Annotated in this window: 13 protein-coding genes and 1 tRNA gene; 10 read left to right on the forward strand and 4 right to left on the reverse strand. The window is 65.9% G+C overall.

Annotation, left to right across the window (positions count from 1 at the left end; all coding sequences use genetic code 11):
- Window positions 1-94: 94 nt before the first annotated feature.
- From groL to QP164_RS17665, 6 genes are all read left to right on the forward strand, one after another.
- The gene (gene groL / locus QP164_RS17640) at window positions 95-1747 is read left to right on the forward strand and encodes a chaperonin GroEL (RefSeq protein ID WP_333923968.1); all 1653 of its coding nucleotides are present in this window, start codon (window positions 95-97) and stop codon (window positions 1745-1747) included.
- 199 nt (window positions 1748-1946) lie between these two features.
- Window positions 1947-2516: a Uma2 family endonuclease gene (locus tag QP164_RS17645; RefSeq protein WP_333924298.1), complete on the forward strand. Its 570-nt coding sequence runs from the start codon at window positions 1947-1949 to the stop codon at window positions 2514-2516.
- Between the two features lie 172 nt (window positions 2517-2688).
- The gene (locus QP164_RS17650; protein ID WP_333923969.1) at window positions 2689-3636 is read left to right on the forward strand and encodes a sigma factor-like helix-turn-helix DNA-binding protein; all 948 of its coding nucleotides are present in this window, start codon (window positions 2689-2691) and stop codon (window positions 3634-3636) included.
- Between the two features lie 34 nt (window positions 3637-3670).
- Complete coding sequence (locus QP164_RS17655; protein WP_333923970.1) at window positions 3671-3844, forward strand: hypothetical protein; 174 nt, start codon at window positions 3671-3673, stop codon at window positions 3842-3844.
- A complete protein-coding gene (locus QP164_RS17660; protein ID WP_333923971.1) occupies window positions 3844-4128 on the forward strand; it encodes a hypothetical protein in 285 nt (94 codons plus the stop codon). Before QP164_RS17655 ends, QP164_RS17660 begins: the two co-directional genes overlap by 1 nt.
- Before the next feature lie 20 nt (window positions 4129-4148).
- Entirely contained in the window at window positions 4149-4586 is a 438-nt protein-coding gene (locus QP164_RS17665; RefSeq protein ID WP_333923972.1) for a transcriptional regulator, read from the forward strand.
- A gap of 74 nt (window positions 4587-4660) precedes the next feature.
- Here the strand turns inward: QP164_RS17665 and QP164_RS17670 are convergent.
- Window positions 4661-4734: transfer RNA gene (locus QP164_RS17670), tRNA-Gly, on the reverse strand.
- Window positions 4735-4850: 116 nt separating this feature from the next.
- On the opposite strand from QP164_RS17670, the gene QP164_RS17675 reads away from it, so the two are divergent.
- A complete protein-coding gene (locus QP164_RS17675; RefSeq protein ID WP_333923974.1) occupies window positions 4851-6125 on the forward strand; it encodes a methyltransferase family protein in 1275 nt (424 codons plus the stop codon).
- A gap of 96 nt (window positions 6126-6221) precedes the next feature.
- Here QP164_RS17675 and QP164_RS17680 read toward each other — a convergent pair whose 3' ends face one another.
- From QP164_RS17680 to QP164_RS17690, 3 genes are all read right to left on the reverse strand, one after another.
- Entirely contained in the window at window positions 6222-7595 is a 1374-nt protein-coding gene (locus tag QP164_RS17680) for a glutamate--cysteine ligase (protein WP_132896020.1), read from the reverse strand.
- A gap of 78 nt (window positions 7596-7673) precedes the next feature.
- Window positions 7674-8444 carry a 16S rRNA (uracil(1498)-N(3))-methyltransferase gene (locus tag QP164_RS17685; RefSeq protein ID WP_132896021.1) on the reverse strand — a complete coding sequence of 257 codons (771 nt, stop codon included), beginning with the start codon at window positions 8442-8444 and terminating at the stop codon, window positions 7674-7676.
- 233 nt (window positions 8445-8677) lie between these two features.
- Entirely contained in the window at window positions 8678-8839 is a 162-nt protein-coding gene (locus QP164_RS17690; protein WP_165899558.1) for a hypothetical protein, read from the reverse strand.
- A gap of 82 nt (window positions 8840-8921) precedes the next feature.
- On the opposite strand from QP164_RS17690, the gene ubiA reads away from it, so the two are divergent.
- From ubiA to QP164_RS17705, 3 genes are read left to right on the forward strand one after another with little or no spacing between them, the layout of a single operon-like run.
- Window positions 8922-9863, forward strand: coding sequence for a 4-hydroxybenzoate octaprenyltransferase (ubiA, locus tag QP164_RS17695; RefSeq protein ID WP_132896022.1), 942 nt, complete (start codon window positions 8922-8924; stop codon window positions 9861-9863).
- A gap of 9 nt (window positions 9864-9872) precedes the next feature.
- Window positions 9873-11219 carry a TldD/PmbA family protein gene (locus QP164_RS17700; RefSeq protein ID WP_132896023.1) on the forward strand — a complete coding sequence of 449 codons (1347 nt, stop codon included), beginning with the start codon at window positions 9873-9875 and terminating at the stop codon, window positions 11217-11219.
- Window positions 11220-11265: 46 nt separating this feature from the next.
- Entirely contained in the window at window positions 11266-12030 is a 765-nt protein-coding gene (locus QP164_RS17705; protein ID WP_132896024.1) for a 3'(2'),5'-bisphosphate nucleotidase CysQ, read from the forward strand.
- The last annotated feature ends 52 nt before the right edge of the window (window positions 12031-12082 follow it).

Raw genomic sequence — 12082 nt, forward strand, 5'->3', positions numbered from 1 at the left:
CTTCTCGTCACCCCAGCGGAAGCTGGGGTCTCCCAATTACTGCAAGACCCCAGCGTCTGCTGGGGTGACGCAAAAATCTGAAAGGGCAGCTGACATGGCTTCCAAGGACGTAAAATTCGGTCGTGACGCGCGTGAGCGCATCCTCCGCGGCGTCGACATCCTCGCCGACGCGGTCAAGGTGACCTTGGGCCCCAAGGGCCGCAACGTCGTCATCGACAAGAGCTTCGGCGCACCGCGCATCACCAAGGACGGCGTCACCGTCGCCAAGGAGATCGAGCTCAAGGACAAGTTCGAGAACATGGGTGCGCAGATGCTGCGCGAAGTGGCCTCGAAGACCAACGACATCGCCGGTGACGGCACCACCACCGCGACGGTTCTGGCGCAGGCCATCGTTCGCGAGGGCATGAAGTCGGTCGCAGCGGGCATGAACCCGATGGACTTGAAGCGCGGCATCGATCTCGCTGTCATCAAGGTCGTCGAGGACGTCAAGGCGCGTTCGAAGCCGGTTTCGGGTTCGAAGGAAGTGGCGCAGGTCGGTATCATCTCGGCAAACGGCGACCGTGAAGTCGGCGAAAAGATCGCCGAAGCCATGGAGAAGGTCGGCAAGGAAGGCGTGATCACCGTCGAGGAAGCGAAGGGTCTCGAATTCGAGCTCGACGTCGTCGAGGGCATGCAGTTCGACCGCGGCTATCTGTCGCCGTACTTCATCACCAACCCCGAGAAGATGACCGTCGAGCTTCAGGATCCCTACATCCTGATCCACGAGAAGAAGCTGTCGAACCTGCAGGCGATGCTCCCGATCCTGGAAGCCGTCGTTCAGTCGGGTCGTCCGCTCCTGATCATCGCCGAGGACATCGAGGGTGAGGCTCTGGCCACGCTCGTCGTCAACAAGCTGCGCGGCGGCCTGAAGGTCGCAGCGGTCAAGGCACCGGGCTTCGGCGATCGTCGCAAGGCGATGCTCGAGGACATCGCGATCCTGACCAAGGGCGAGATGATCTCGGAAGACCTCGGCATCAAGCTCGAGACCGTCACGCTCGGCATGCTCGGCACCGCCAAGCGCGTCACGATCGACAAGGACAACACCGTCATCGTCGACGGTGCCGGCGATCACGATACGATCAAGGGCCGCACCGAGGCGATCCGCCAGCAGATCGAGAACACGACCAGCGACTACGACAAGGAGAAGCTCCAGGAGCGTCTCGCCAAGCTTGCCGGCGGCGTTGCTGTGATCAAGGTCGGTGGGTCTTCCGAGGTTGAGGTCAAGGAGCGCAAGGACCGCGTCGACGACGCGCTGCACGCAACCCGCGCAGCCGTCGAAGAAGGCATCGTCCCCGGCGGCGGTACGGCTCTGCTGTACGCAACCAAGGCGCTTGATGGCCTCGAGGGTGCGAACGACGACCAGACGCGCGGTATCGACATCGTCCGCAAGTCGCTGACCGCTCTGGTTCGCCAGATCGCGCAGAATGCGGGTCATGACGGTGCGGTGGTTTCGGGCAAGCTGCTCGACGGCAACGACACGTCGATCGGCTTCAACGCCGCGACCGACACGTACGAGAACCTGGTGGAAGCCGGCGTGATCGATCCGACCAAGGTCGTCCGCACCGCGCTGCAGAACGCAGCATCGGTCGCAGGCCTCCTGATCACGACCGAAGCGGCCGTGAGCGAAATGGCCGAAGACAAGCCCGCCATGCCCATGGGCGGCGGCGGCATGGGCGGCATGGGCGGCATGGGCGGCATGGACTTCTGATTTTCGACCGGGGCAGGGCAACCTGCCCCGGACAGAAAATCAGAACGGCCGGCGGGTCGGCGGCGAAAGCCACCGATCCCGTCCGACGAAAAGGACCGGCTTTGCCGGTCCTCCGTTCCGAACAGACGACCAAGGCAAAGGGCCGGGGAGCAATCCCCGGCCCTTTGTTTGTCCGCGCGAAAGGTATACCTTGTGGCGTATGACCGCGCTCCGCCTCGATCCCGCCTATCGCCGAGTCGAAGTCGACGAATTCCTCGACATGGATTTCGGCGGCGCGAAGGCTGAATTGGAAGATGGCCTGATCTACATGATGGCCGGCGGCAACGAAGCGCATGCCCGCATCGCCGCCAATCTCCTGATGTATATAGGCCCCAAGTTGCGCGGCACCGGCTGCCGCCCCTACGGCTCCGACTTCGCCACCCGCACCGGCGAGCGGTCGGTACGATTTCCCGACCTCAGCATCTACTGCAACAACCCGTCCGCCCCCGGCAACGACCGCAAGAAGCTTCTCGGCGACCCACAGGTCGTGTTCGAGGTACTCTCGCCATCGACCTCCTCCTACGACCAGAAGGTCAAGCTCGAGGAGTATCGCGAGCTCGAAGGCACCCGCGAGATCGTCCTCGTCGACCCGACCGACGAACGCATCCGCCTTGTCCGGCGCACGCCGAGCGGCGGATGGACCGACGACTGGCTGCGCGATCGTACCGATCTCCACATCCCATCGCTCGACCTGACCATCCCGCATGACGAGATCTTCGCCCGCGATTGAGGCGCTCGACGTCCCACGACTGCCGAATGCAGGCAAGAGACCGACAAAGGCTGGCCCATCCAGCAACATGAGTTGCTGCCAGTTCCAACACGTTGCGCCGTCGTGCGGCTGGAACGCCATCCTGATGTAAGTGAAGGGTGCAACTGCGCCGCGTTCGCGCTACCATCACGGCATGACCGCAGGACGCATCGAGCAGTTGACCGAAGCCCAGCGCGCCTGCCTGCGATTGGTGTTGACCCACCATAACTCGAAGGAGATCGCCGCGATCTTCGGTGTGTCGCCGTCGGCGATCGACAAGCGGATCGAGCGCGCCATCCAGATTCTCGGCGTCGGCACGCGGTTCGAAGCCGCGCGGCGCCTGCAGGAGCACGAGCAGGGCGTGACCGGCGACACCGTGCTGGTTCGTGAACCAACCGAGGCGGAAGAGCCTGCGCTCACATACGAACGGCTACCATCCGAACCATTCGACGTTCCCAATCTCCCCTCCAGCACTCCAGACAGAGCTCAGATCGAGCCGTGGGGGCTTGTTCGCCGCTTCTTCGGAATCTCCGGGGAAAGCGGATCGACGGGAGTGGCCCGCAATCGATTTTCGGTTGGCGACAGGATAATCAGACTTCTCGCTCTCATGGGCCTGATCGCCGTCACCTCGATGGCGCTCGTGAACATGGCGATGACGATGACCAGCCTGTTGCGATCGAACCGAGATCGCGGCGCTCCCGTACACGGCACCGCAACGACGGTGCCAACGGGGAGAACGACGATGCTGAAACAACGACGCGACGCGACCGACAAGGTCACGATCGATTTTCTGAAGGCCGAGGCGGCCGTCGATCACGCGGCGATGCTCGCGGCATCGTGCGTATCGACGTTGTTGCAGCAGCGTGTCGCCGCCAACCTGCCTGTCGGCACCGGCGTCGCGGCGTTGCAGATGGTATCGCAAGCTTCGCTCGATATCATCAACGCCCGCCAGCGCTTCGTCGAGGCGCATCGTGCGCTGGTCGACGTGCGCGCCGAAATCGGCCTCGGGCAGTTCTACGGGTATGGCGACACCGCGGAATGTCCGCCGAACGAAGGTGCGTTGCGCGCCGAGACGCCGGTTCGCCTCGCGGCAGTGGCCTGAACGGCCGGTTTCGGTCCTGCTTTGGAGGTAAGAGTTGGATCGGGTCTGGTTGTTCTACGCGATACAGGTGGCCGCGTCCGGCTATGCCCTTCTGCGGGGCGGGGCGCCGGAGCGATTGACGGGGTTGGCGCTGCTGCTCGCAGCGGTATCGACCGGCCTCGTCCAGCGGGATATTCCGGTCCTGTTCGTAGGACTGGAGGGGGCGTGATGATCGTCGACCTCGTCCTGCTGGCGGTGATGATCGCGATCACGCTCAAGGCCGATCGGTTCTGGCCGGCCTGGGCAACCGCGCTCCACGCGTTGGGGACGGGGGCTCATCTGGCTCGAGCGATTAGCCCTGACGTTATCCGGCTCGTCTACGCTGTCCTCTCCGCGGCCTGGAGCTATCCCATCGTCCTGCTTCTCGTGATCGGGACAGTCAGGCACTCGCGCAGGATCCGGGCACGTGGCTGGGATCTCGACTGGAGTCGCCAGGACCCGACCCTCCGCTGAAGCATATTCGGAAGACGTTTATGACTTACGCAATTGCTGTGGTGCCCATCACGGCCGCCAAGCGCGTGGCCTTTCTACCGGTCGGCGTGTCTATTGCCGATCCGGCGCCCGGTGGGGTCTCCTCGCCGGCACTGGTGGAGGTGGCCAAGCGCCTGTATACCATGAGAAAGATTCGCGACGACCTGCTCGGCGAAACGCTGTTTTCGGAACCCGCATGGGACATCCTGCTGGATCTGTTCATTTCGGATCACGAGCGTCGCCAACTCAGCGTCTCGGCCGTCTGTATCGGTGCGCGTGCGCCTTCGGCCACCGCGCTGCGCTATTTGGCAATGTTGCAGGATGCCAATCTGGTCGAACGGACGCGCGACGAGCGCGATGGGCGCCGATCGCATGTCCAACTGACGGTGCTTGGACGGCGACGGATGGCCAACCTGTTGGGGCAGTTGGTCGCAAAATAACGATTGGAAGCTCAGCCGCAGCGGTAGCTGACACGTCGTGGCAACGCTCAAGGGACGACGGGCGAGCCGTTTTTTGGAGCGGGTAACGGGAATCGAACCCGTGTATTCAGCTTGGAAGGCTGCTGTACTACCATTGTACTATACCCGCCCGACGCCTGAGCGAGCGGTTGGACTAGCGTCGCGATGCGCTCGGCGCAAGCGTCCGTATAGGTGCTGCCGAACATGCTTCACGCCTTGATTACCATATTGCGCTAGGCCGACGGGATGGACCACGACCCAGCGATTACCGTTCCCGCCACCATCGATCCCCGGCCGAAATCGGCGGTTAGCCACGGTGCTGGGCTGTCGGGACTTGTGGGCGTACTCGCCTGGATCGCCGTCGCGCGCCATTACGGCATGGACGGGCCGTATTCGGCGCTGATCAACGTCGCAGCCTGCGGCCTGCCGATGATCGCCTGGTCGCTGCTGGTCGACAAGGTGCATTTGAGCCCGAGCACGGGAGTCGACTGGACGGCTGGCAAGTCGTGGCGCGAGATGCTCGACACGAGTCTGACCAAGCTGGCCGGGCTATGGGCGACCTGGGCCGCGATCGCGGTGATCTATGGCGCCGGGCGCTTCTATTGGCAGGGTAATTTTGCGTTTGCGATGTGGTGCTTTACCAATGCCGCGCCGATCCTGTTCGTGGTCTCGATCCCCTATGTGCTTTGGATCGACCGCTATCTGGTCGAGCCGCGCGACGGTGCCTGGCATCTCGGCGCCTGGATGACCGGGCAGGCGGGTGTCGACCGCGAGGCGATTTACGGCCATCTCCGCGCCTGGGGGGTGAAGACGTTCTTCCTCGCCTTCATGCTGGCGATCGTGCCGCCGGGGTTCGGCGATTTCGTTCGCGGCGACGTCTCGATCGTTCTCCGCGATCCGGTCGCGTTGGCGAGCTGGCTGGTAACGCTGATGTTCCTGATCGACGTGGCGTTCGCGACGGTCGGCTATCTGCTGACCTTCCGCCCGCTCGATTCGCACATCCGCAGCGCCAACCCGTTCGCAGCAGCATGGATGCCCGCGCTGATGTGCTACCCGCCGTTCATCCTGATGACCCCCGGCGGACCGCTCGACTATCATCCGGGCACGTCGGACTGGGCCTACTGGTTCCAGGGGCATCCAATCCTGCTCGCGCTGATCGGCGCGGTGCTGGTCGGGCTGACCGCGATCTACGCCTGGGCGACGATGGCGTTCGGCTTTCGCTTCTCCAACCTCACCAACCGCGGGATCCTGACGCATGGGCCCTACGCGGTGTCGCGGCATCCTGCGTATCTGTCGAAGAACGTCTTCTGGTGGATCTCGACGATCCCCGTGCTGACGCTAGGCAGCGTCGTCGACGCGGCGCGCGCGACACTGCTGATGGCGGCGGTCAGCGGGGTGTATTACTGGCGCGCCAAGACCGAAGAGCGGCACCTGAAGCTCGATCCGGACTATCGCGCGTATTTCGACTGGATGACGCGCAACGGCTTGGTGCCGCGGCTGTTCAAGAAACTGCGCGGCTAATTCCTCTCCCGTTTACGGGAGGGGCCGACCTATACCTCTAAGCGCAACGCCAGCGGACAAGCCCTCCCCGACCCCTCCCGCAAGCGGGAGGAGGAGTTAGAAACTGGCTTCGTCGTAGACCTTCGAGACGTCACCGTTCCACACGCCGTTATAGCGCTCCAGCAGGACTTCGGCGGGCACCTTGCCGCTGCGGACGATCTCGCGCAGCGGGTCGAGGAAGCCCGTCTCGTTGTCACCTGCCCGGTTGAACCGCGCGCGTGCCGACAGGCCGGCGCCGGCGATGTCGAGCACCTGTCCCGCGATATCGCGCAGCTTGCCGCCACCCGCGATCGGCGCGTTCAGCCCGAGCTTCGGCACCGCATCGCGCAACGCCTGGCGTTCGTCGATCGTCCAGTCCTTGACCAGATCCCACGCCGCATCGAGCGCACCCTGATCGTACAGCAACCCGACCCACAGCGCCGGCAGCGCACAGATCCGGTTCCACGGCCCGCCATCGGCACCACGCATCTCGAGGAAGGTCTTCAACCGGACCTCGGGGAAAGCGGTCGACAGATGATCGGTCCAGTCGTCGAGCGTCGGCTTCTCGCCCGGCAAAATGCTCAGTTCGCCCTTCAGGAAGTCGCGGAACGACAGCCCGGCGGCATCGATATACTTGCCCTCGCGGTAGACGAAGTACATCGGCACATCGAGCGCATACTCGGCGTAACGCTCGTAGCCGAAGCCATCCTCGAACACGAACGGCAGCATGCCGGTGCGGTGCGGATCGGTGTCGGACCAGATATGGCTGCGATACGACAGCATGCCGTTGGGCTTGCCTTCGGTGAACGGCGAGTTCGCGAATAGCGCGGTAGCCAGCGGCTGAAGCGCCAGCCCGACGCGGAACTTCTTCACCATGTCCGCCTCGGATGCGTAATCCAGATTCACCTGGATCGTGCAGGTCCGCAGCATCATGTCGAGGCCCATGCTGCCGACGCGCGGCATGTGCCGCAGCATGATCGCATAGCGCCCCTTGGGCATGATCGGCAGTTCCGCGCGCGTCTTGTCCGGCCACATGCCAAGCCCGAGAAAGCCTATCCCGAGCTTCTCGCCCGCGGCCTTCACCTGCTCCAGATGACGCCCGGTTTCGGCGCAGGTCTCGTGGAGCGAATCGAGCGGCGCGCCCGACAGTTCGAACTGGCCGGCGGGCTCCAGGCTGATGCTGCCGTCCGGTCCCGACATGGCGATCGCGTTGCCGCCCTCCATGACCGGCTTCCAGCCATATTGCTCCAACTCGCCGAGCAGCGCGCGGATACCGCTCGGCTCGTCATAGGACGGCGCGTGGTGGTCGCCGTTCGCATAGACGAACTTCTCGTGCTCGGTGCCGATCCGCCACGCGTCCTTCGGCTTTTCGCCGCCCGCGAAGCTGGCGATCAACTGGTCGCGCGACTCGATCGTCGGGCTGGTCTTTTTCGGAGCGGGAATCGTCGTCATCGCCGCGCCTTACGCGCCGATGAACGAGGGTGCTAGAGGGGATTCGGACCAATCGGTAGGTATTGCGCCCCGGTCCCGTTATCTATCCTCGCCGCCCGCCTCGTTGCCGCGCCAATCGCCCGCCGCCGCCATCCACAACGCGACCGCAGCGCCCGCCGCGGTTTCCGCCCGCAGGATGCGCGGCCCCAAACCGATTCCAACCGCTTGCGGATGCGCGCGGATCGCCTCGCGCTCGTCGGAATCGAAGCCACCCTCAGGCCCGATCAGGATCGCCGCCGGGCCGGGCCGCGCCCGCATCGCCTCCAGAGCGGGCGCGCCGCCGGTCTCGTCGGCGAAGAACAGCGCGCGGTCCTCGGGCCAGTCGCGGAGCAGCGCGGGCAGCTTCACCGGCTCGGTCACCTCGGGCAGCGCAGTGCGCCCGCATTGCTCGGCCGCCTCGATCATCTGCGTGCGGAGGCGTTCGGTATTGGGCTTGTCGACGATCGTCCGCCTGGTGACGACGGGCTGCAACCGCGCGACGCCGAGCTCGCATGCCTTCTCCGCCATCCAGTCCACCCGGCCCTTCTTGAGCGGCGCGGCACAGAGCCATAGGTCGGGCACGTCCTCGCGCGGTCGCAGCAATTCGGTGACGTCGAGCACGAGGTCGCGCTTGCCGACGCTCGACGCGACGCCGAGCCATTCACCGGTGCGATCGTCGAACAGCTTCACCGGATCGCCGATCTTCATCCGCATCACGCCGGCGAGATAATGCGCGGCGGGGCCGTCGATGTGGAGCGGCCCGGGCGCGAGGAGGCGATCGACGAAAAGGCGCGGCGTGGATTGCGGCGGCCAGGCGGGAGTTGCGGGCATAACTCGCCTCTAGCAAATCCTCCCCGGCACGGGGAGGGGGACCAGCGCAGCTGGTGGAGGGGGCTTCCGCGGAAGTAACGGCGGCGTCCGGGGCGTTAATAGAAGCGGCACTTGCGAGGCTCTCCGCTACCAGCGGAACGGTCGCGGTGATCCCCTCCACCCTTCGCCAAGGCGAACGGTCCCCCTCCCCGTGCCGGGGAGAATTTAGGAGGGGCCTCTTCGGGAAGCGGCGTTCAGCGTTTCCGCCGCGCCCACATCTTCCGCGCAACCACCCACGCAACAACCAAAACTACGACGCCAAGGATCAACACCCCCGCAACCGCGCCGGCGACGCGGAAAATACCCCAGAACAACGCCTCGACGAAGCGGCCGACCGCGACCGAAAGGCCGATCATGCTGGAGGGTCCGAACGCGTCACGCCCCACCGGTACCCGGCAAAGGCTTGCGCGCCAAACCCCGTCTTCCTACGCCTCCGCCATGCAGACCAAGCCGAGCCACGCGGAAATCGTCCCCGACAGCGAACACCGAGGACTGGTCGGCCGCCTCCCGCCCACGCTCCGCGGCTTGGCCCTACTGGCCCGCTTCGACCGCCCGATCGGCTGGTGGCTGCTGTTCTGGCCCGGCGCGTGGGGCGTCGCGCTCGCCGGTGGCGCAGTCGAGCGCTGGGACCTGATCCTATGGCTCCTCCTCGGCAGCATCGCGATGCGCGGCGCCGGCTGCGTCTTCAACGACATCATCGACCGCGATCTCGACGCGCAGGTCGCGCGTACCCGCGCCCGCCCGATCCCCAGCGGGCTCGTTTCGATCAAGCTCGCCTGGGTCTGGCTCGTCGCGCTGTGCCTGATCGGCTTTGCGGTCCTCCTGCAACTCACCTTCTTCGCCGCGATCGTCGCGCTCGCCAGCCTCGCGCCGGTCGCCGCCTACCCCTTCATGAAGCGCATCACCTGGTGGCCGCAGGCGTGGCTCGGCATCGTATTCTCCTGGGCTTTGCTGGTCGGCTGGAGTGACATCGCCGGCGCACTCGATACGCCGATGTGGCTGCTCTACGCCGGCTCGATCGCTTGGGTGATCGGCTACGACACGATCTACGCGCTGCAGGACCGCGAGGACGACGCGATGATCGGCATCCGCTCGTCCGCGCTTCGCATGGGCAGCCACGTAAAGGCGGGCGTCGGCGTCTTCTACATCGCCGCCGTCGCTCTATGGGCCGCAGCCTTCTGGCAAGTCCGCCCCGACCCGCTCGCGATCGTCGCGCTCGTCCCCGTCGCGCTCCACCTCGCGTGGCAGGTCGTCACGCTCAAACCCGACACGCACGAGGGCGCCGGCACCGCAGCACTCGCCCGCTTTCGCGCGAACCGGTTCGCCGGACTGCTGATGTTCCTCGCCTGCGTGGTTGTCGGCACGAGCCTGCATCCTTAAGTCGCTGATATGCTGACCCCAGACCAAGCCCGCGACCGCGCCCACGACATCGTCCAGCGCGCGAGGGCGGCAGGCGCCGACGCCGCCGACGCGGTCTTCGCCGCCGACGCCGCGCTCGACGTGTCGATCCGCCTCGGCAAGCTGGAGGATATCGGCCGCTCCGAAAGCGAGGACCTCGGCCTGCGCGTGTTCGTCGGTCAGCGTTCCGCCAGCGTTTCCACCTCCGACCTGTCGACCGCCGCGATGGATGCGCTCGTCGAACGCGCGGTCGCGATGGCGCGCGAGGCGCCCGAGGATCCCTGGGCCGGTCTCGCCCCTGCCAATCGCCTGCTCCACGGCATCATCCCGATGCTCGGCCTCGACGACGGCGGCGAAGCCAGCCCCGAGCAACTCCGCGACGCCGCACTCGAAGCCGAAGACGCCGCCCGCGCCGTCCCCGGCGTCTCGAACAGCGAAGGCGGCGGCGCTAGCGCTTCGCGCAGCGTCTGGGCGCTCGCCACCAGCCACGGCTTCGCTGGCGCCTATGCCGCGACCGGCTACGGGGTATCGGCCAGCGTCTTGGCAGGCGAGGGCGGCGGCATGCAACGCGATTACGCGCACAGCAGCGCCCGTCTCCGCGCACATCTCGAATCGCCCGAAGCGATCGGCCGCCGCGCCGGCGAACAGGCGGTCGCACGCCTCAACCCCGGTCGCCTCGTCAGCGGGCCCACCACGATCGTCTACGACCGTCGCGTCGGCGGATCGCTGGTCGGCCACATGCTCGGCGCGATCTCCGGTCAGGCGATCACCCGGAAGACCAGCTTCCTGCTCGATTCGCTCGGCAGCCAGGTGTTCGCGCACGGCATCACCATCCGCGACGATCCGCACCGCCCGCACGGCCTGCGATCGCGACCGTTCGACGGCGAGGGACTTCCCGTCTCGCCGAGCGACATCATCGAGGACGGCATGCTCGAACGTTGGCTGCTCGACTCCGCCTCGGCACGCCAGCTCGGCCTCGAGCCGACCGGCCATGCCGCGCGCGGTGTTGGCGGCGGGCCCGGCGTATCGACGAGCAACGTCTTCATGGAGCCGGGCCACATCCCCCTCGAAACGCTGATCGCCGACATCGAGTCGGGCGTCTACATCACCGAACTGATGGGCGGCGGCGCGAACGGCGTGACCGGCGATTACAGCCGTGGCGCGGCGGGTTTCCGGATCGAGAACGGCCAGATCACCACGCCGGTCGCCGAGTTCACGATCGCGGGCAACGTCAAGGATATGTTCCTCGCGATGACGCCCGCCAACGACCTCGAATTCCGCTACGGCGTCAACGTGCCGACGTTGCGCGTGGAGGGCATGACGGTGGCGAGTGGCTGATCCGCACCGCCGCGGGCCGGAACGGTCGCCGGAATGGCTGCGCGCGATGGCCGACGCCGTCGCGAAGATTGCCATGGAGGCCGGCGCGATGGCGCACGACCGCTTCGACACCGATTTCCAGCGCTGGGAAAAGACCCCCGGCAGCCCGGTCTGCGAGCTCGACATCGCGATCGACCGGATGCTCAAGGCGCGGTTGTCGACCCTGCTCCCCGAGGCCGGCTGGCTGTCCGAGGAAACCGCCGACAACGCCGACCGCCTCGCGCACGACCTGCTCTGGGTGGTCGACCCGATCGACGGTACGCGCGATTATATCCGCGCCAGACCCGGCTGGTGCGTCTCGGTCGCGCTGGTCGACCGTGGCAAGCCGGTGATCGGCATCCTCGAAGCGCCGTCCCGCGACGAACGCTGGCATGCGGTCACAGGGCAGGGCGCCACCCGCAACGGCATCCCGCTGAAGGCTGGCGACCGAACCGACTTCCCCGGTAGCCGAACCCCGGTGGACGCCCTCCCCAAAGCCGACCGAGACCTCGTCATGGTCCACAAACCCAACTCGATCGCGCTCCGCATCGCGATGGTCGCCGCCGACGAAGCCGACCTCGTCGCGACGCTGCGCTGGGGCAACGAGTGGGACATCGCCGCCGCAGTGCTGGTTGCAAGCGAAGCGGGGGCAGTGGTGAGCGACGCGCTCGGCGCGCCGTTGGTGTTCAACAAGCCACGGCCGCAGGCGTTTGGTGTGTTGACGTCGGTGCCGGGTATACACGCTTCAGCGGTTGAGCGACTGGCCGAGCGAGCACGTGCTATACTTGCTTGAGGTTCGATCTGGATATCAAACATTCTTCCCTTCCTGGACGAGGCAATAGGAG

The sequence above is a fragment of the Sphingomonas sp. LR59 genome (genome assembly GCF_036855945.1).
Classification (GTDB): domain Bacteria; phylum Pseudomonadota; class Alphaproteobacteria; order Sphingomonadales; family Sphingomonadaceae; genus Sphingomonas.

What these genes read in the sequence shown, in the direction of transcription:
- QP164_RS17700 (WP_132896023.1), top strand. Translation starts at nt 9,873, where the DNA reads ATGCTGACCCCAGACCAAGCCCGCGACCGCGCCCACGACATCGTCCAG.
- QP164_RS17645 (WP_333924298.1), top strand. Translation starts at nt 1,947, where the DNA reads ATGACCGCGCTCCGCCTCGATCCCGCCTATCGCCGAGTCGAAGTCGAC.
- QP164_RS17690 (WP_165899558.1), bottom strand. Translation starts at nt 8,839, where the DNA reads ATGATCGGCCTTTCGGTCGCGGTCGGCCGCTTCGTCGAGGCGTTGTTC.
- QP164_RS17665 (WP_333923972.1), top strand. Translation starts at nt 4,149, where the DNA reads ATGACTTACGCAATTGCTGTGGTGCCCATCACGGCCGCCAAGCGCGTG.
- QP164_RS17705 (WP_132896024.1), top strand. Translation starts at nt 11,266, where the DNA reads ATGGCCGACGCCGTCGCGAAGATTGCCATGGAGGCCGGCGCGATGGCG.
- ubiA (WP_132896022.1), top strand. Translation starts at nt 8,922, where the DNA reads ATGCAGACCAAGCCGAGCCACGCGGAAATCGTCCCCGACAGCGAACAC.
- QP164_RS17650 (WP_333923969.1), top strand. Translation starts at nt 2,689, where the DNA reads ATGACCGCAGGACGCATCGAGCAGTTGACCGAAGCCCAGCGCGCCTGC.
- QP164_RS17660 (WP_333923971.1), top strand. Translation starts at nt 3,844, where the DNA reads ATGATCGTCGACCTCGTCCTGCTGGCGGTGATGATCGCGATCACGCTC.
- groL (WP_333923968.1), top strand. Translation starts at nt 95, where the DNA reads ATGGCTTCCAAGGACGTAAAATTCGGTCGTGACGCGCGTGAGCGCATC.
- QP164_RS17685 (WP_132896021.1), bottom strand. Translation starts at nt 8,444, where the DNA reads ATGCCCGCAACTCCCGCCTGGCCGCCGCAATCCACGCCGCGCCTTTTC.
- QP164_RS17680 (WP_132896020.1), bottom strand. Translation starts at nt 7,595, where the DNA reads ATGACGACGATTCCCGCTCCGAAAAAGACCAGCCCGACGATCGAGTCG.
- QP164_RS17675 (WP_333923974.1), top strand. Translation starts at nt 4,851, where the DNA reads ATGGACCACGACCCAGCGATTACCGTTCCCGCCACCATCGATCCCCGG.